Annotated in this window: 19 protein-coding genes and 1 tRNA gene; 12 read left to right on the forward strand and 8 right to left on the reverse strand. The window is 42.9% G+C overall.

Annotated elements, in window-relative coordinates; genetic code table 11:
• Positions 1 to 22 precede the first annotated feature (22 nt).
• The 5 genes from HYW15_02940 to HYW15_02960 form a co-directional block, all read right to left on the reverse strand.
• Positions 23 to 1,192: a putative glycoside hydrolase gene (locus HYW15_02940; protein ID QQG42440.1), complete on the reverse strand. Its 1,170-nt coding sequence runs from the start codon at positions 1,190 to 1,192 to the stop codon at positions 23 to 25.
• The gene (locus HYW15_02945) at positions 1,167 to 2,309 is read right to left on the reverse strand and encodes an FAD-dependent oxidoreductase (GenBank protein ID QQG42441.1); all 1,143 of its coding nucleotides are present in this window, start codon (positions 2,307 to 2,309) and stop codon (positions 1,167 to 1,169) included. Before HYW15_02945 ends, HYW15_02940 begins: the two co-directional genes overlap by 26 nt.
• Before the next feature lie 8 nt (positions 2,310 to 2,317).
• The gene (locus HYW15_02950; GenBank protein QQG42442.1) at positions 2,318 to 2,482 is read right to left on the reverse strand and encodes a hypothetical protein; all 165 of its coding nucleotides are present in this window, start codon (positions 2,480 to 2,482) and stop codon (positions 2,318 to 2,320) included.
• A 69-nt stretch (positions 2,483 to 2,551) separates the two neighbouring features.
• Positions 2,552 to 2,851 (reverse strand): RNA-binding protein, encoded by a 300-nt coding sequence (locus tag HYW15_02955; protein QQG42443.1) that lies wholly within the window; start codon positions 2,849 to 2,851, stop codon positions 2,552 to 2,554.
• Between the two features lie 80 nt (positions 2,852 to 2,931).
• Positions 2,932 to 3,648: a PD-(D/E)XK nuclease family protein gene (locus HYW15_02960; GenBank protein QQG42444.1), complete on the reverse strand. Its 717-nt coding sequence runs from the start codon at positions 3,646 to 3,648 to the stop codon at positions 2,932 to 2,934.
• A 135-nt stretch (positions 3,649 to 3,783) separates the two neighbouring features.
• Here HYW15_02960 and HYW15_02965 point away from each other — a divergent pair, with 135 nt between their 5' ends.
• Entirely contained in the window at positions 3,784 to 4,464 is a 681-nt protein-coding gene (locus HYW15_02965; GenBank protein ID QQG42445.1) for a transposase, read from the forward strand.
• A gap of 24 nt (positions 4,465 to 4,488) precedes the next feature.
• On the opposite strand, the gene HYW15_02970 is transcribed toward HYW15_02965, so the two are convergent.
• Together HYW15_02970 and HYW15_02975 are read right to left on the reverse strand one after the other, a co-directional pair.
• Positions 4,489 to 5,679 (reverse strand): hypothetical protein, encoded by a 1,191-nt coding sequence (locus HYW15_02970; protein ID QQG42446.1) that lies wholly within the window; start codon positions 5,677 to 5,679, stop codon positions 4,489 to 4,491.
• A gap of 8 nt (positions 5,680 to 5,687) precedes the next feature.
• Positions 5,688 to 7,388 carry a glycosyltransferase family 39 protein gene (locus tag HYW15_02975; GenBank protein QQG42447.1) on the reverse strand — a complete coding sequence of 567 codons (1,701 nt, stop codon included), beginning with the start codon at positions 7,386 to 7,388 and terminating at the stop codon, positions 5,688 to 5,690.
• Between the two features lie 18 nt (positions 7,389 to 7,406).
• Here HYW15_02975 and HYW15_02980 point away from each other — a divergent pair, with 18 nt between their 5' ends.
• The 5 genes from HYW15_02980 to HYW15_03000 all read left to right on the forward strand — a co-directional run bounded on the left by HYW15_02980 (position 7,407) and on the right by HYW15_03000 (position 9,758).
• On the forward strand, positions 7,407 to 8,738 hold the full coding sequence (locus tag HYW15_02980; GenBank protein QQG42448.1) for a DUF2079 domain-containing protein: 1,332 nt from the start codon (positions 7,407 to 7,409) through the stop codon (positions 8,736 to 8,738).
• 100 nt (positions 8,739 to 8,838) lie between these two features.
• On the forward strand, positions 8,839 to 9,099 hold the full coding sequence (locus HYW15_02985) for a GIY-YIG nuclease family protein (protein ID QQG42449.1): 261 nt from the start codon (positions 8,839 to 8,841) through the stop codon (positions 9,097 to 9,099).
• A tRNA-Asn gene (locus HYW15_02990) sits at positions 9,090 to 9,161 on the forward strand. Before HYW15_02985 ends, HYW15_02990 begins: the two co-directional genes overlap by 10 nt.
• A gap of 99 nt (positions 9,162 to 9,260) precedes the next feature.
• The gene (locus HYW15_02995; GenBank protein ID QQG42450.1) at positions 9,261 to 9,515 is read left to right on the forward strand and encodes a helix-turn-helix domain-containing protein; all 255 of its coding nucleotides are present in this window, start codon (positions 9,261 to 9,263) and stop codon (positions 9,513 to 9,515) included.
• 21 nt (positions 9,516 to 9,536) lie between these two features.
• Entirely contained in the window at positions 9,537 to 9,758 is a 222-nt protein-coding gene (locus tag HYW15_03000) for a Fic family protein (protein QQG42451.1), read from the forward strand.
• A gap of 316 nt (positions 9,759 to 10,074) precedes the next feature.
• Here HYW15_03000 and HYW15_03005 read toward each other — a convergent pair whose 3' ends face one another.
• A complete protein-coding gene (locus HYW15_03005) occupies positions 10,075 to 10,377 on the reverse strand; it encodes a hypothetical protein (protein QQG42452.1) in 303 nt (100 codons plus the stop codon).
• A 206-nt stretch (positions 10,378 to 10,583) separates the two neighbouring features.
• On the opposite strand from HYW15_03005, the gene lexA reads away from it, so the two are divergent.
• From lexA to HYW15_03035, 6 genes are all read left to right on the forward strand, one after another.
• Positions 10,584 to 11,222 (forward strand): repressor LexA, encoded by a 639-nt coding sequence (gene lexA, locus HYW15_03010; protein QQG42453.1) that lies wholly within the window; start codon positions 10,584 to 10,586, stop codon positions 11,220 to 11,222.
• A 6-nt stretch (positions 11,223 to 11,228) separates the two neighbouring features.
• On the forward strand, positions 11,229 to 13,202 hold the full coding sequence (locus tag HYW15_03015) for an N-6 DNA methylase (GenBank protein ID QQG42454.1): 1,974 nt from the start codon (positions 11,229 to 11,231) through the stop codon (positions 13,200 to 13,202).
• A 4-nt stretch (positions 13,203 to 13,206) separates the two neighbouring features.
• Positions 13,207 to 14,511: a hypothetical protein gene (locus HYW15_03020; protein ID QQG42455.1), complete on the forward strand. Its 1,305-nt coding sequence runs from the start codon at positions 13,207 to 13,209 to the stop codon at positions 14,509 to 14,511.
• A gap of 5 nt (positions 14,512 to 14,516) precedes the next feature.
• Positions 14,517 to 15,089, forward strand: coding sequence for an SLATT domain-containing protein (locus HYW15_03025; protein QQG42456.1), 573 nt, complete (start codon positions 14,517 to 14,519; stop codon positions 15,087 to 15,089).
• 63 nt (positions 15,090 to 15,152) lie between these two features.
• Positions 15,153 to 15,731: a hypothetical protein gene (locus HYW15_03030; GenBank protein QQG42457.1), complete on the forward strand. Its 579-nt coding sequence runs from the start codon at positions 15,153 to 15,155 to the stop codon at positions 15,729 to 15,731.
• Positions 15,728 to 17,056 (forward strand): restriction endonuclease subunit S, encoded by a 1,329-nt coding sequence (locus HYW15_03035; protein QQG42458.1) that lies wholly within the window; start codon positions 15,728 to 15,730, stop codon positions 17,054 to 17,056. The genes HYW15_03030 and HYW15_03035 overlap by 4 nt, the downstream gene beginning before the upstream one ends.
• Positions 17,057 to 17,062 lie beyond the last annotated feature (6 nt).

Raw genomic sequence — 17,062 nt, forward strand, 5'->3', positions numbered from 1 at the left:
TCTATCCCATGTTGTCCGAAACTTAGTTTCGGTCAAGTAGATAAGCATCTTTTGTGTATTTATTCCCCGCGTCCCAGCTCATCCAAGACGTCAAGCCGGAGTCGTAAACAGCTTGAATCTGTGCGCGGACTTTCGAGGCGTCGTAAGTGGCACCCAAGTCAAAATCCTGAATCCAGGGGCGGAGCTTGGAAGGCGTGGAACTTGCGGCGATCAACCGCTCCACCGCCTTGTTCATTGAAAAGCGCACAACCTCGTAAGGATGCGCCGCAGGATTTTTGTAATTTTGGAACCCCGGCGGGTAATGCGACGGATAAACCATAGGAGAAACATAATCAAAATGCGGGGCAATGTTTTCCAAAACCTGCCCGATATTAAGATCGTCCGGATTGGTGGCAACCATTCCGAAAACGTCGGCGGAGATTGGGACAGGCAAATCGCTTAGCGCGCTATTTAAATAGGCAAAAAATTCTGAAAGGACTTCAACTTTATTTCTTTTGCCCGCTATTGGAAACATTATGTCGGACATGTTGCCGTCCGATGGGAATCTAATATAGTCAAAATTAAGCTCGTCAAACCCCGCCGCCTCCGATGCCCTTGCCACTTCTATTATATAGTCCCAAAACTCGCGCGCGGCCGGGTCAAGATATGAAAGCCCCTTTTTGTCTTTCCAAAGCAGGCCGTTTTTTTTCTGCACGGCGATCTCCGGATGTTTTTTTGTGTAAAACGGGTCCTGAAACACGGTAATGCGGGCGATGACGTAAATGCCGGCGTCGTGCAATTGCTCAATAAAATTCTTCATGTCTCCTACGCGCATTTCCTCCGAGCCAACTTCCTGTATTTTTTGGTTCCCGGTGTTAAAAGAAATTCTGCCGGTGTAATCTTTAATGTCAATCACGATGCTATTAAGTTCGGATTTTTTCACGAACTCAACAAGCTCTCCGCGCCAATCTTTGGTGCCCGCAACCCAGCTGGTCATATAAATTGCCTTCACCGGTTCGGGAGTTTTTACGTGTCTTGGTTTTTCTGGCTCGGAGATGACGGCCGGAGTTGTTTGAAACGCGCTCCCGTCCCCCGCCCCATAAGTTCTCACAAAAGACCACAACGCCGTCGCCACAAGCGCCACTCCAATCACCGCGAGAGCCGCGTCGGAGCGGCCAAGCGCCAGTTTATGAAAATATTTTTGACGTTTCATCTCGATTCGCGCCTTTTTCTATGAGCTCCGACAATATTATTTTATCATTAAACCGGTTGATTAAGGTAGCGCCGGCCAGCTTGCCCGCGCTGAAGAGAAGCCGTGCGCAATTATTGTCTCCGGGAATTATTTTTTCTTCATCAAAGTCCTCCGTGTCGCCCAAAGCGGAGAGTCGCAGGCCCAAATTGGATATGTTGTAAGCGGGCACGGCCCGGAAAATCTTGCCGCCGCCTGCCATATTCAAAGCCGCGGTTTTGCCCTGCAAAAAAGCGTTTGTCCAATTGCCGACGATTCTTTTTTTACCCAAAACAACGTCAAAAAACTCCGCTATGTCCCCCGCCGCGAAAGCATCCTTGTCAGAGGTCTTTAAAAACTCGTCCGCAAGTACGCCCCTGCCCACTTCCAGGCCCGGGAAAATACTCAAGTCGCGGGAAAGGCCTATTCCCAAGCACGCCAGAGAGGTTTTAAAAAGAAAGTCCTCTATATTTTTGTGTATTATAATTCCATGCTTTTTAAAATTTTCCTCCAGAAGCTCGCCGCACGCTTTTCCGAATCTCTCTTCGCCCCAAATGTCTCCTTTCGCCGCAATATGGACGCGGACGCCGGCCAAGCTCAAAATTTCTATAAACTCAAGCGCGATGAAACTCTCGCCGGCGACCAGCGCGCTTTGATGCGCGCCGCTTTCCAATTCCTTTTTTATCAAATCCGCGTCTTTCAAGGTATGCATTCTTAAAATTTTGGCGGACGCCGCAGCCGACAAAAACGGCTCCGGCAGGGGCCGAGGCCGCCCGCCGGAGGCGATCAGAATCCTTTTATAAGAAACTGCCAAGCCCGTCTCCGCCTTCACCTCTTTGCGCGCGAAATCTATTTTTACCGCCCGTGTGGAAGGATAAAAATCCAGCGCGCGTTTTTCATAGTCGCCGATTTTTCTCAAAAAAAGATTTTCGCGCGGGACAAGCCCCTTGATGTATTTGGGAATCATGACGCGCGAATATAAAACATGCGGCTCATCCTCCAAAATGACTATCTTGGCGTGCTGGTCCGCTTCGCGCAAAGCTTCCGCGGCGGCGGTTCCGGCAATCCCGCCGCCTAAAATTAAATAGTCCGCTTTTTCCACAAAATAAATTATAACTGCTTTTCCTCTTTTTCCGATGCCGACCAAAAGGAAAGGACCGCCACCCCTACGCCCAAAATAAACAGCGTTATTTTATGCGCCCCCCAAGGAAAACTCAAATAAGGCAAAAGCATAATCAGAAGCCCTAATATGCCCGATGTCCATTGTTTCCACATGATTTTATAATAACACAAAAAACCAAGCCCCGCTAAGCGGGGCTTGGTTAATTATGAGACACCAAATAATTAGTATCTGCTGCGGAAACCGCCTCCCCGAGATTCGCGCGGCGGGCGCTCGGTCATCGGGCGGGCTTCATTCACCGTCACCCTTCTGCCGTCCAGCTCTTTGCCGTTCCACATCTCAATGGCCTTCTCGGCTTCCTCATCGGAAGCCATTTCCACGAAGCCGAATCCCCTGCTCCTGCCGGTCATGCGGTCCATGACCACGCTGGCTGAAGTGACGGAACCGGCTTGTTCAAAAGCCTGCTTCATGCTTTCGTCGGTGGTGTTGTAGGAAAGACTCCCTACGTATAGCTTTTTTGCCATCTAAATTAAACTAACCTAATAAACTTGCTCTGTAGGCAGACCTTCCCTACTAAAGACAATAAGAAGAGTATACACCTATATTATTCCCAGTTCAAGTAGTCATTTCCCCAACTGCAAAATTTGCAATCGCTGTGCGAGGCAGGTTGCGGGCCGCGCAAAGTTTTCAAAGCCGCTTTGAAAACTTCGTAGGCGGCTTCGGGGTTCACTTCAACTTTCCTCGGCTCAACATTGAACAACACGGCGGTGAAACCGCCACTTGGCGGCTTAGCCGCCAAGTTACTCAAAACCTCTTTTGGCGAATAAAAAAGCAAATACGCGAAATTTTTTGTCTTGTATCCATTTTTTTGAAGCAAAAAAACGTAGCAGTTCAGCTGGTTTTGATAATAGGTGTGTGAATCTTCTTTGGCGGCCCAACCTCTGGTTTTATAATCCACAGGGATATAATAATCGCCGGAAACCAAACAATCATCCAGCGCGCCCATCAGCTCCGCGTACAATTTTTCATCGCGCCATCTAATTCCTTTCATGTTGAGCCGCCATTCGCGCAAAAATTTCGGGTCGTCTAAAAGCTTACCCTCCACTTTTCCCTCAATCTCCGGCGGGAGCAAACCTTTTGCGCGGAATTTATCAAAATATTTTTTAAGCACAGCGTCCATTCCTCCGGGCAAAGACGGAAAGGCACCCGAGGGCCGATGAATCCCGCGGTTCTTCTCAAGCCAAAAGCATTTCGCGCACTCCAAAAAAAGATTCAGCGCCGACGGGGACAAAACTATTTTGCCGTCTTTATTTTTAAGCATAAAAGAATCTTAGCACATAAACAAACAAAAAAATAAAAGTCCTGCGCAAACCAACACAAGGTCTCAATTAACGACATCGCAAGTCGTTAATAACAATTTGACGACTTGCGATGTCGTAGTATAAGCTAAAAATACATGGAACTAACACATACACTAAATCGCGGCGTGGATAAAAGAAAGATTTTTCTTGACCAACAAGATCACTTTCGTTTTATTCATGATCTTTTTGAATTTAACGATCAAGACCGAGTAAACACAACTCACTATAGCTTCAACAAATCTAATGACATCGCAAGTCGTAATATTGAACATAAACCGCGCAAGCTACTTGTGGATATCCATGCGTTTTGTCTTATGCCAAATCACTATCATCTTTTGCTAACAGCTTGCGTCAAAGACGGTATTTCTAGGTTTATGAAAAAGTTAAATATGGGCTACGCAAAATACTTTAATCAAAAATACGAACGCCAAGGAACGCTTTTTGAAGGAAGGTATAAATCTGTTGTAATAAAAGACGAAGCGCATTTTATGTATATCCCCTATTACATCCATTGCAATCCACTGGATTTAAAACATCCGAGTTGGCGAGCGCGAGAACTCAAAAACCCAAAAGCTGCACTACACTTTTTAGACTCTTACCGCTGGAGCAGTCATATGGATTATATCGGCAAGAAAAACTTCCCCTCTGTGACAAACAGAAATCTTTTGCTTAAATTCTTTGGCGGCACGAAAGAATATCAAAAAAGTTTGGCGGGCTGGTTGCGAGACATGGAAATAACGGAAGTAAATGACATTAGAGATTACGCGCTAGAATAATCAATCTAACGACTTGCGATGTCGTTAATGGTTTAATTCGTTAGTGTGCGGCATGCGGTTGGCGAAAAGGAAAAGCAATGAAAGCGCGGCGGCTAAAGCGAAACTTGTTTTAAAAAATGTCTCGGCGGGAGAAAAATATGCAAGGGCTCCCAAAACAGGCAAGAAAACCACACGCACGAGGTGATAAAGAACCTCGCGGCTTAAGATAAAAGCAGATGCATCTGGAAGCGCGCGCGCGATTTTATAATACTGGCTAGACCACGCGACCAAAAGCGCTCCCGCAACCACTTTGCCGGCCACATGGTTCCCAACCATAAATCCGGCTCCCCCGCCAAAAATCCTGGATACCCACGCCACAAATAAAAGCAGTGTTGAATATTTGAGGGTTCTGCGACGTTTTCCCTGGTCCGATAAAAATCCAACTAAAAATGTCACAACGGCAACCGCCAAAAGTCCCAAAGAAAGCGCGCCTCCGAATTTCTCAATATTACCGATCGTGAAAAATAAAAAGAGCGGCCATACAATAAAATCAACCATTCGTTCCATGGCATAGCCAGCGCCAGAGACGGTGAAATTAAAAATGCCGCGGTTTTTCAAAAAGCCCGCAACCTCCGCGGCGCTCAATGCTTTTGGCATTATTCTTTTCGGAAAAAAGAAAAGCGGCAAGATGGCTAAAAAAAGAACCGCGGACCCGGCGAAAAACGCGTAGCGGAATCCAAATATCGCAATAAGCACTCCGCCGATAAACGGCGAGCCGAAAGACACAAGCGAGCTTATCATAAACTGCGTGCCGACTTCCCTGCCGATGAATTCGCCGTCAGAGGCTCCGGAAAAATCTAGATGATATCCTACATTAAATAAAAGAATGTTCGCCGCGTGCGCCAGCGGCAAAGCGTAAAAAAGCCACGCCCATTCGTTCAAATAGCCAAGCCCGAGAAAATAAAGAATTACAAGCGGAATGCTTAAAAACATCATAATCTTGTCGCTCAAAATCTTCAGGAGCGGTAAAAAAGTAAAAGAAAGCGCGGCAAAAAAGAACGAAATCAAAAAATAAAAAAATATGATTTTCCAAATGGGCGTCCCTAGCTGCCACAGATAAATTGGCACGAACAAACTGATCAGCCCCTCGCCGAAATTCATCAGTGCCAAAGACACATTGAGAGCATTAACCTCGCGATTCCCGAAAAAGCGGAAATGCTGCCGGTCAAAAATCATTATTCAAATTATAGCATATCAAAGCGGTATATTTTAAACGCTTCTTCGCCCCGGGGATTTTTTACGCTTATGAAATTCTGCCCGGCGACTGCGCTGCGGAATTCTTTTGAGGGCACGATGTTCGCCGCTTCAATAAAGTAATAAGCCCTAAACCCGGATTTTTTGTAATAATCAAACCCGTTTTCTTCAATAAACCGCAAATAAGTGTCAAAACTAATCACCGGCCAGGCGCGGTAAAAATTCAGCCGGTCAAAAATCCAAAGCCGCGGCCCGTCGTCAAAATTGCCGTAGTAAACAATGAGCGCCGGGTAGGGTTCAAGATTCTTCGCCAGCGCGTCGGCAAGCGCCTTATCCTGCAATTCATTTAAAAATAAATACTTTGGCGTAAACGTGAACGCGGGCATTTTTCCGGCAAGTTCTTTTTCCAGATAATCATTAAGCTCGTTGTAGCCCCAATTATAATTTTCGTAGCGGACTTTGGATGAAAGCCATGGCTGCGGGCCTTTAGGATAGTAGGCAATTTGATTATTGTAGGAGTAGAAAATTTCAAAAGCAAAAACCGCGATAAGCGCAAAAATAGCTATTTTTGCTGAGCCGAGCATTGTTTTTGAGCGGGTTTGGCGTTGCGCCACCCCGAGCGAAGCGAGGAAAGCGAAAAAATAATGCTCGGCGGCACTACCGACGCTCAACGCCATCCACGGCGTAAGCATCGTAAGGAATCGGTAAGCGGGGCCAATGAGCGAAAACAGCAAAAGTAAAAAACCGAAAACAAAAAACAAAAACGAATTGCGCAAAAAAATCAGAGACCCGGCGAAAATAACCAAAAACAGCCAAGAGTTTGTCGCGATAAGCCGCGGGACGAAATTTTTAACCCTCTCCCCCGCCGTCCCGATTTCTTTCCCCGGCTGGGATTGCCACTCCGGATGGGACTGGCCAAAAACATAGGAGAGCTGAAAATCAAAATGCCCCACGGCGCGGTAGAGCTCAATATTGTAAATTATTACCGGGCTGAAAATCACAAAAACAATCAGAGTGCCAAGCCACAGTTTTTTATTCAAAAAATAATCTCGTTTATAAACTGCGAGATAAGCCAAAAAAAACGGCGCCATTATGAAAACATTGTATTTCGCGAGAAAACCAAGCCCTAGAGCTATACCTGTCCAGATTAAGTAATTAGAGTTAGGTTTTCCGACCGCTTTCAAAAAGAAATAACTCGCAAGCAGCATAAAAAATATCACATATGGCTCCTGCATTCCCGTGCGCGAGATATAGACGCCGTTTAATGTCATTGCGAAAAATGCGGAGGCGAGCAGACCGGCTGTCTCTGAAAATAAAATTGCCCCGATCAAATAAACCAAATAAACCGATGCTACCCCAAAAACCGCCGAGGGCAGGCGGAACGCCCAGGCGCTGTCGCCGAAAATATTCATGAAAAAATGCTGAACCCAAAAAACCAAAGGCGGATGGTCGTGGAAAGAAATCTTCGTCCACCAAGGAATATGGGAGTCAACCCCCACACCAAAAGGTTTGGTGTGGGGGTCAAACCATTCCAATGGCGTGGTTTGGTCCGGCGCTTTGTCAAAATCCATCAGACCAATCGCCCGGAAAGCGTAGAAAACCTCGTCGTTCACCGTGTCTCCCCTTTCCAAACCGTAAATCCGCAAAACCGCCGCCAAAATTAAAATTGCGATTAGCCAATATTTCCTCATTTGAGTATTATTATAGCAATGAAATGGCTTTGGGCGGCAATCATCGTTTACCTCGTAATTTTCGGCGCGATGACTGCGCTGCGCCATTACAATTTCCAGACGCAGGCGTGGGATTTGGGCATCTACGCGCAAACCTTCTGGAACACCGTCCACGGGCGGGTGATGCAAAACAGCATTGAAGAAATCGGGCAACATCTCGGCGTGCACCTAAATCCGTTTTTATTTCTGCTCGTCCCCGGATACGTTATTTTTCCAAGCCCTTATTATCTTTTGATAATCCAAACGCTCGCGCTTGCTCTGGGCGCCTGGCCGTTATATCTTCTGGCGAATCATGTCCTGCAAAATAAAAAGCCGGCGCTGGCCGTCTCCATTGCCTATCTTCTCTACCCGGCTCTTCATTGGGTAAACTGGTACGATTTTCATCCCATTGCTTTTTTAACCCCGCTTTTTTTGGCGGCGTTTTACTTCGCCGAAATAAAAAACTGGAAGTGGTTCGCGGTTTTCGCTCTGCTTGCCGCGAGCGTTCAGGAAGACGCGGTTTTAGCAGTCGCCTTTTTGGGAATTTATTTGATTTTAAGAAAAGAATACAAAATGGGAATCGCGACTTTTCTGCTCTCTATCCTTTATTTTCTTATTTCCGTAAAATTTATAATGCCTTACTTTGGCGGCGGGCTTTTGCGCCTGGACCGCTACGACCCGGCCGTTTTTTACTCCCCGGCTTTGCTCTTAAAAACCGCCTTCAGCTACCCGAAACTGATTTATATGTTGAATCTTCTCTGGCCGGTCGCCTTTCTTCCGCTTTTGGCCCCCGCGGCGTGGCTGCTTTTGGCGCCAGGGCTCGCCCAAAACCTGCTCACCCGGTATTCCCCGCAATTTTCGGGAAATTACCAATACGACTCCGTGCTCATCGGCGCGATTTTCATCGCAACAGTTTTCGGGTTAAGAAAAGCCAACAAAAATAAAAAAGTTATTGGCCTTCTAGTCGTCGCTTCGGCTCTCGCTTTCCTGGTCCGCTCCCCTGTCGGATTTCTTAATTTCCCAACCGAGTTTTTCAAAGAAAACCCGCACAGGGACGCAATGCGGAACATGCTCTCGCATGTTCCGGCGGGAGCGAGTGTTGCCGCTAATACCAATCTTGTCCCGCACCTTGCGGACCGCGAACGCGTTTATATGCTCGGCGCGGAGCGCGCGGAGCCGGACGTTGTTTTGATTGACGGCGCGGATTACTTCGGCTTTAAGACGCCGGAAGATTTTCAAAAATACGCCGCCTCATACGCCGCCTCCGGCCTTTACGAAGCGCGGATTTTGGACGACCGCTACTATATATTGATATTGATAAAAACGAAATAATCCGGTATATTAAACGATATTCCCCGGTAGCTCAGCGGTAGACCTGCCTGCCGGTTTACCCGCCGCAGGAGGGCAGGCAGGGCGGCTCACTGTTAAAATTATGTATTTTGTTTACATCATACGCAGCCAAAAAGATAATAAATTTTATACTGGAATAACAAATAATCTAGAAAGGCGCCTTGCTCAACATAATAAAGGCAAGAAATCAACACCTTCCACATTACACCGAGGCCCATTTAAAATTTTTTACTACGAAGCATTTAAAACTCGAACGGAAGCTCGCGCTAAAGAAAAATTTTTAAAAAGTGGCGCTGGACGCGAGTTCAGAAATAGTTTATTATCTAAAAATATTCCCCGGTAGCTCAGCGGTAGAGCGGCGCCCTGTTAAGGCGACGGTCGCAGGTCCGATCCCTGCCCGGGGAGCTCGGGATCGATAAGTCACTGTTTCCGCCTTTTTATTTCACCAAGTTGTCACATGACAACCATTGACTTTTTGGTTGTCGTAAATTACCCTTTGTTTATATGGATAAAGAACTACTTTCCACCACAGAGGTTGCGAAAATATTAAACATAAGCAGGCAGGCCGTATTAAAGAAAATCAGATCCGGAGAAATAAAGGCAAAAAAAATCGGCGAAAACTACGCCATTGATCGGGAAGATTTACCCGTTGAGATTGGGGGCGAGCTTACAGAAGAGAAGAAAAAGATAATTGAAAAAGCAGTCAGAAAAACCGTCCGAGAATACGGCGAAACTTTAAAATTGCTTGGTAAAGAATGAAAAAATTGTCAGCGAAAGAAGTTGAATACGTTTGTTCTTGAAAGTTGCCTCGCTACTCCATTCCATTCATTTGGCGGAAAGAGCGCGTACAAAGGATTGATTGGAAAGGCATCAATGCTTTTTTATTTATTAGTTAAAAATCATCCGTTCCAAAACGGCAATAAAAGAAATCGAAAAATTTATCAAGACATATATGGTCAAATTATCAGATATCGGCCCGGAAGATTAATTTATGAAAATTAAGGATTTATTTATGCTGAGCAAAGTCGAAGCACCAAAATCAGATAGGCCGCGAATACGCCAGTCGGGTGGCGTATTGGAGAAAAATGGAGTTTGTTGGAGAATTTGAGTTTTTTTCTTAAAATTGGTAAAACTTTACAAATTCAAAAGCCCGCCTTTTATTGACGGGCTTTAAGGTTAAAATCGGAAGATATATCACGAGCAATCTTTGGCTGGGCCTCTTAATTCAGAAATTTTGAGCTTCGGAGATTTGCCATTCTAGAGGTGAGTTGCCCGATTGGTACCAGTTCTTTCTTTTAACCCATAAATATACAGCCGTTTATTTGCCCAATTCGTTGTATCTTGGCTGGCAACGCCTAATTTCAGCCGCTTCTAACTGCTCTGCTTCTGCCGCGGAATTACAAATTCTGTAACCGAAATATGAAGCGTCGGACCAATTGTTTTCATTAAGATGGTCCAAGAGCCTTCCGCGAATGCCGTCTAAGCCCGTAGCTTTACCGACATAGACCGGAGTCAAATTTTGACCAGACAAATAACCTATATAATATACGCCGATAACTTTACTTTCCCAACCGCTTACGGTGGTAAGGTCATAGCTATAATGTCCATTATATTCTGCCATGATGTACTGTATTTCCCATTTTTACCGTCTCTGGCTTCGACTGGCCATCGCAATTACGCCAAGAGAGGGCATAATTGGTAGAAATTTTGTTTCCTACTCTTTTATTATAGCATTTTAAAGTCAAAACATAAAATTTAGCTTCAAACTTCAGGTTATCCACAGGCGGATTATTGATTTTGACCAAATAGTCGGGTATCCTTTAGATAGTGAAAAATATCACAACCACAAGACAAAAAGAACTTTTAAGCATAATTTACAAGTATATTAGAGCCGTTGGCTACCCCCCCACCTTGGGGGAGATGCGAGAAAGTTTGGGAGTTTCTTCTAATCAATCCGTGATTGATCTCGTGCGGAAACTTGAAGAGAAAGCCGCAATAAAAAAAAGCGGCTCTGCCGCGCGCGGCATAACCATTTTACCCATGGGATATGAGATATTAGACAAACCATCATTAGCGCCTTTTCTCGGCATTACATCAGCAGGAGCGCCCGTTGAAGCCGTGGAGATTAGCGGCGAATGGAAAGAAATATCCGGAGATGTTGCTAGGCTGCAATCCGATGTTTTTATGCTCCGTATTTCCGGCGATTCAATGATAAATGCAGGAATAGATGATGGGGATGTTGTTTTGGTGCAGACCAAAAAAGAATTTATTTCCAAGGAAGTGGTGCTTGCGGAAGTGGGCGGCGATTCTACCATCAAACGCTTCATTTCAGAAGATAAACCGCCATACGTATATTTAAAACCAGAGAATCCAAAGTATGAAAATATTATTTTTACGGAAGATGTTCGGCTGAAAGGAAAAGTCATATCGGTTCTAAAAAATGATTATTGGAAACCGGTTAAATAAATAACTATGCCGACAAAAAAACCAAACAAAGCTAAAGAAATTATCTCTAAAATTTTTAGAGACGCTGAATTGGCGTTTGGCTTGAAAGAATTTGAAAAGATATCTATATTTGAAATTTTATATATTTCTGAAGATGAGAAAGGCAAATTTTATCTGCAAGATAAAAAATCCGGCCAGCCGCGCCTCGTATGGAACGAAGCAAATCAGAAAGGCAAACCGGAAGAAATTGTCCGTCAGTTGTGGGTTCACAAATTGATATCAGAGTATGGCTATCCTGCGGGCCAGATTGAAATTGAGCGCAGCGTCCAATTCGGCAGAGAAATACACGCGAAAGCGGCAGACATCGTCATATACAAAAAAGATAAAATCACGCCATATATAATTTTTGAAATTAAAGCCCCGACGGAAAAGAAAGGCATTGAACAATTAAAAACATATTTGAATGCCGAGGGCGCGGAAATCGGCGTTTGGTCCAACGGCAACGAGCGCGTGATGTTATATCGCCCATATCCTCGCGAGTTTGACGATTCTCTTTCGGATATCCCGCGTTTTAATCAAACCATTGACGATTTATTTGAAATGAAACGAAAGTGGTCGGCGCTCACTCCGCAGTTTGATTTCACTCATATCATCAAGCGCATGGAAGAGCTGGCGCTCGCCGGCTCTGGCGCCAATGTTTTTGAAGAAATTTTCAAAGTTATCTATGCCAAACTTTACGATGAAAAGATGGCCCGCGATCAAAGAGAAAATGAAGAAGTGCTGTTTAAAAAATACCGCGACCCTGATAAAACATTCCAGGTCATAAATGATGAACTTTTCAGAAAAGCAATTAAAGAATGGCCGGACACCTTTGAACCAACCGACAAAATCCGCTTATCGCCGGATCGGCTTAATGTCTGCGTGGGATTTTTGGAAGGAGTGCGGCTATTTGAAACCGGACAAGGGGAGTATGAGCTTATAGACGCATCCTTTGAATATCTGATTACCGAAGTGTCGCGAGGCAATAAGGGGCAATACTTTACTCCGCGCCATGTGGTTCGAATGTGCGTTCAAATGCTTAATCCAAAACAGGAGGAATATGTTATAGACCCGGCCTGCGGCTCCGGCGGATTTTTGCTTCACTCCATGTATCATGTTTGGGAAAATATGAAAACCGAAGCGGCTCGCAAAAGCTACGCCGCCAAATATGTTTTCGGCTTAGATTTTGACGACAATATGCGCCGGATATCGCAGGCGCTTATGCTTATTGCCGGAGACGGCAAGCACCATATATTCAAACGTGATTCGCTGGACGCGCGCGATTGGCAGAGACCCGAGAGCGAGGACGCGCGAGTTAATTTAAAGCCTTTGCTTTTCCACTTTGATAATCCGGCAGACGAGCGGGAAAATCAAAAAACATACCGCTATTTTAATTTTGATTTGCTTTTCACTAATCCGCCGTTTGCCGGAGAAAATCCGGAGCAGGGACTGCTCCGTCAATACACTCTCGCCAAAAAAGAAGGCGGGAGATTAAAAAATAATGTTGAGCGGCACATTCTTTTTATTGAGCGGACGCTGGATATGCTCCGCCCGGGCGGGCGGATGGCGATTGTTTTACCACAAGGCGTTTTAAACAATACGAATATGGAATATGTCCGCGAATATCTTTTTAATAAAGCGCGGATTTTGGCTGTAGTCGGGCTTCACGGAAACACTTTTAAGCCGCACACAGGCACAAAAACAAGCGTTTTATTTTTACAGAAATGGCCTGAAAAAGACTTGTCCGCCGAAGCCTCGGCGAAGGCGGATTACCCGATTTTTATGGCCGTTTCTAAAAAAGGAGGCAAAGACAATTCCGGCGACTACATTTATAAAAAAGACGCCGCCGGAAACTATGTCCACGACGCTAAAGGCCGTAAAGTTCTAGATCACGATTTGGATGAAATCGCGGAGGGATTTTTGAAATTCGCGAAAGAACAGAAATTTGGTTTTTGTGAATAAAACCATGAGCATTCAAGAGCAATTTGAAAAATTTTACGAAAATATACAATTAACGCCTTCCCAGAAAGAAGACGCAAAAACCAAGTACACAGGAATATGTAAGAAATTACACGATCACTATTATCCAAACGTGGAATACGACGGTAGCTCGAAGTTGTTAATTGGCTCCCATGGAAAACAAACACATATCCGACCCGCAAGAGATGTTGATGTTATTTTCATAATGCCCCCAGAAAAATTTGAGCAGCACGACGATAACCAGTCAAATGGGCAATCTCAGCTTTTACAAGATGTAAAGAAAGTTCTGGAAGAAAAGTATCCCGATACGCCAATCCGAGCTTTCGGTAAAGTCGTTGTGGTAGAGTTTTCCGACACTAAACATAATGTAGAACTACTACCAGCTTGGGAAAACGCAGACGGGACTTTTATTATTCCCAACTCCGAAAATGGCGGCTCTTGGGAACAATGGGATCCGCGTTCAGAAATTCAAAAGATTCAAGATTCTGATTCGAGAACAGGTAGAACAAAAGCTTTAATTCGTATGATAAAAAAATGGTCGGAAAATTGCACCGCAGAATTAAAGTCATATCAAATAGAAAACAAGGTGCTGGATTTTTTTGCGAATGATGAATTTTCAGATAAAGAATATTCGATTTTAGTGAGAGACTTCTTCGATTACTTTTATAAAACAACTAATGATGAGGGCTTACAAAATCACTTGAGTACTGTCTTAAACAGAGCCACAAAGGCTTGCGATTTTGAAAAGGAAACCAAACTTGAAAAAGCTGTAGAAGAATGGATAAAAATTTTCAAGGACGACTTCCCGGCAACATTAGAAAAAAGCACCACAACAACTACGTCTGTTATAGATAGAAATACAAACTTTGAAAAATCTTATCCTTCTGTGAAAGAGGAGTTTCTTGATCTAACCTACGATATAGCATTTGCAATCAATCCAGTCCATCAAGTTAGAATTGATGCCCGCGTTACACAAGATGGCTTCCGGCCAGATTGGTTAAGTTCCTTTCTTCAAAAAAGATTCCCACTCAAGAAAAAGAAGAAACTCATATTTTCGATAATTAAAAATAATGTCCCATCGCCTTATTCCATAATGTGGAAAGTTAGAAATTTTGGAGACGAGGCTAAAAATGCCAATGACCTTAGAGGGGAGATAACACATGATAAAGGATTTGCAACAAAGGAAGAAAATACTAAATACTTTGGCGAGCACTATGTTGAGTGTTACATCATTAAAAATAATCTGTGCGTCGCGATGGATAAAATTATAGTTCCCATTGATAAAAATTAAACATTATGGATATAAAAAATTTATCAATCATTAGGCAATCTTTTGCAAACACTGTCTTTACTCATAAGGTGCAAGAAGTCGCGGCTGAAGATCAGGGAAGAAATGTTTTTAAGGTAAAAATAGCCAACATTATTTTAGTTGGAATTGTTATTGTTTTGTTGGTTGTTCAGGCTTCAAACCCAGAAAATCTCTTGTTCTCATATCTGGCCGCTGGAGTAACAATCGCAGAAATCATTTTCTTAATCATACAGCTTTCTTTCAGTTTTGAACAAAGGGTTGTGATGCATAAAAACTCTGCTCTTAAATACATGGGTCTAAGGGACAGCTACCGCTCTTTGATTGTAGATATTATGAACGAAAGCATAACAACTGAAATACTAGTGACTAGGAGGGATTTACTTCAACGAGAGTATCAAATCATTAGTGACCTTGCGCCACAAACCGGAAATAAAGAATACAAGGAAGCTCAAAAGAGATTAAATAAGAGAGGTGAAATTGAAGGAGAAGAATTTACGTGGTCAGATGGGGAAATTGACAGCTTTTTGCCGGAAAACCTCCGATTAAGTAACTCAAGATAATAATGTAATATTCAATAATCCAAAAGATCACAGCTTAAAGGTATGTATAGATAAAACAAAAATATGAATCCATCATTACCATCTTTACCTAAAATTTTTGATGAATTCTGCGATTTTTTAGAGGAAAAAGTTAAGTGGTCAGAAAAGAAAACAGATTTTACGAAGTTAATATTTGATTTTTTCTCAAAACTGACTAATTCGACGCAGCCGCCCTTTCTCGGGGTTAGAGAATATATGACACTAGATTTTGTTATGCGTCACAAAATGCCGGAATATAGCTTTAATACCCTCGAGCTAGCTCTAGAGCACGAGATTTCACAACGAAAACCGAATGACGTTATATCAAGCGAGGTTCAACATTTAGTTGATATTAAAGCAAAATACAAAATTGGTATATTCTATCCCTCGGTTGGCGATGAAGAAAATTTAAGAATTAAAATCAAGGAAAAAATAGAGCAAGGCAAGTCCCTTTCTGTGCCATGGGAAGAATACTTATTTATTTTTGGTTCACCAACAACACAAGGTGGAGAAAGATGTATTTTATTTAAGGCTACCCATTTTATATGGAATAAACAATACGATCATCAAAATCTTGAAAGTAAGCAGTTAAAAGATAAGTTTATCAAACAGAAAAATAAATGATCACCTACTCAATAATCCAAAAATCACAGCTTGAAGGCGCGTATCGGCTGGATGCAGAATATTATCAGCCGGAGTATTTGGACTTACTTACTCAAATTAAAGATTTTGAAATAAAAAATTTAAAAGAGATAAGCGATATTTTACGCGGCAATACTCCAAAAGAATACGGCGATTACGATACTCCTGTTATTAGGTCGGGCGATTTATCCCACGAGTTTATAAATGATGAAGAAAATTTGTTAAAAGCAAAAAAGGAGAACGTATTTTTTGTACAAAAGAATGATATTTTAATATCGTCTATTGGTTTTGGTTCAATCGGTAAGGTAAATATATTTACAGGACAAAATAATAATTTTGGAACCGTTGCCGAAGTATCGGTTATAAGAAATCCTAAATTAAATCCATTTTATTTGTGGGCTTTTTTAAAAAGCAAATTTGGGCAATTTCAAATAAATCGTGAAATCACTGGCGCAACTGGACAATTACATTTAAATACGGGGAATATTGAAAATATTTTGATCCCTATCATTAATACTCAAGAATTTGAATATTTATATAAAGAAATAGAAAAATATTATCAAAATTCAAAATCTTTTTACTCCCAAGCAGAAAATTTGCTTTTGGAGGAATTAGGACTAAAAGATTTTAAAAATGAGGAGGATTTGTTTTCCATCGTGAATTTGTCGGAAGTTAAAAATGCGAATCGCATAGACGCGGAATATTTTCAGCCGAAATATAATAGGCTTTTTTTGCAACTTAAAAAGTATGACGCGCAGAGGCTTGGTGAATTGGTAACGCTGAAAAAGGGTTTTGAGCCCGGAAGTGAAGCATACCAAGAAGAAGGCAAATTATTTATTCGTGTGAGCAGTCTTTCAAAAAATGGCATAACGGATAAAGACCAAAAATATTTAAGCGACGATTTGTATAAAAAGCTTAAAAAAGATTACGAACCAAAAGTCGGAGAAATTTTGCTTACCAAAGACGCAACGCCCGGAATCGCCTACGCATTAAAAGAACCGATTGAGGGGATTATCGCCGGAGGTATTTTGCGGTTGAAACTAAAAGAAGATATTGAGCCGGGGTATCTAACTCTTTGCATAAATTCGCTTGTTGGCCAAATGCAAGCAGAACGCGACGCTGGCGGTTCAATTATTGCTCATTGGAAACCAGAGCAAATTAAAAATTTACTAATCCCAATTTTATCAAAACCCATCCAGCAAAAAATCGCGGAACTTGTCCAAAAATCCCACGAAGCTCGCTCAAAAGCAAAACAACTTTTGGAACAGGCTAAAAGCAAGGTCGAAGGTTTAATAGAAAGTAAATAAAATCAT

This window comes from Candidatus Giovannonibacteria bacterium (assembly GCA_016432405.1).
Lineage (GTDB): Bacteria > Patescibacteriota > Minisyncoccia > UBA11713 > 2-01-FULL-45-33 > MFHE01.

Bases quoted from the DNA above. Each gene is read 5' to 3' on its own strand.
- HYW15_02940 (QQG42440.1), bottom strand. From the start codon at position 1,192: ATGAAACGTCAAAAATATTTTCATAAACTGGCGCTTGGCCGCTCCGAC.
- HYW15_02950 (QQG42442.1), bottom strand. From the start codon at position 2,482: ATGTGGAAACAATGGACATCGGGCATATTAGGGCTTCTGATTATGCTT.
- HYW15_02955 (QQG42443.1), bottom strand. From the start codon at position 2,851: ATGGCAAAAAAGCTATACGTAGGGAGTCTTTCCTACAACACCACCGAC.
- HYW15_02960 (QQG42444.1), bottom strand. From the start codon at position 3,648: ATGCTTAAAAATAAAGACGGCAAAATAGTTTTGTCCCCGTCGGCGCTG.
- HYW15_02965 (QQG42445.1), top strand. From the start codon at position 3,784: ATGGAACTAACACATACACTAAATCGCGGCGTGGATAAAAGAAAGATT.
- HYW15_02970 (QQG42446.1), bottom strand. From the start codon at position 5,679: ATGATTTTTGACCGGCAGCATTTCCGCTTTTTCGGGAATCGCGAGGTT.
- HYW15_02975 (QQG42447.1), bottom strand. From the start codon at position 7,388: ATGAGGAAATATTGGCTAATCGCAATTTTAATTTTGGCGGCGGTTTTG.
- HYW15_02980 (QQG42448.1), top strand. From the start codon at position 7,407: ATGAAATGGCTTTGGGCGGCAATCATCGTTTACCTCGTAATTTTCGGC.
- HYW15_02985 (QQG42449.1), top strand. From the start codon at position 8,839: ATGTATTTTGTTTACATCATACGCAGCCAAAAAGATAATAAATTTTAT.
- HYW15_02995 (QQG42450.1), top strand. From the start codon at position 9,261: ATGGATAAAGAACTACTTTCCACCACAGAGGTTGCGAAAATATTAAAC.
- HYW15_03005 (QQG42452.1), bottom strand. From the start codon at position 10,377: ATGGCAGAATATAATGGACATTATAGCTATGACCTTACCACCGTAAGC.
- HYW15_03015 (QQG42454.1), top strand. From the start codon at position 11,229: ATGCCGACAAAAAAACCAAACAAAGCTAAAGAAATTATCTCTAAAATT.
- HYW15_03020 (QQG42455.1), top strand. From the start codon at position 13,207: ATGAGCATTCAAGAGCAATTTGAAAAATTTTACGAAAATATACAATTA.
- HYW15_03025 (QQG42456.1), top strand. From the start codon at position 14,517: ATGGATATAAAAAATTTATCAATCATTAGGCAATCTTTTGCAAACACT.
- HYW15_03030 (QQG42457.1), top strand. From the start codon at position 15,153: ATGAATCCATCATTACCATCTTTACCTAAAATTTTTGATGAATTCTGC.
- HYW15_03035 (QQG42458.1), top strand. From the start codon at position 15,728: ATGATCACCTACTCAATAATCCAAAAATCACAGCTTGAAGGCGCGTAT.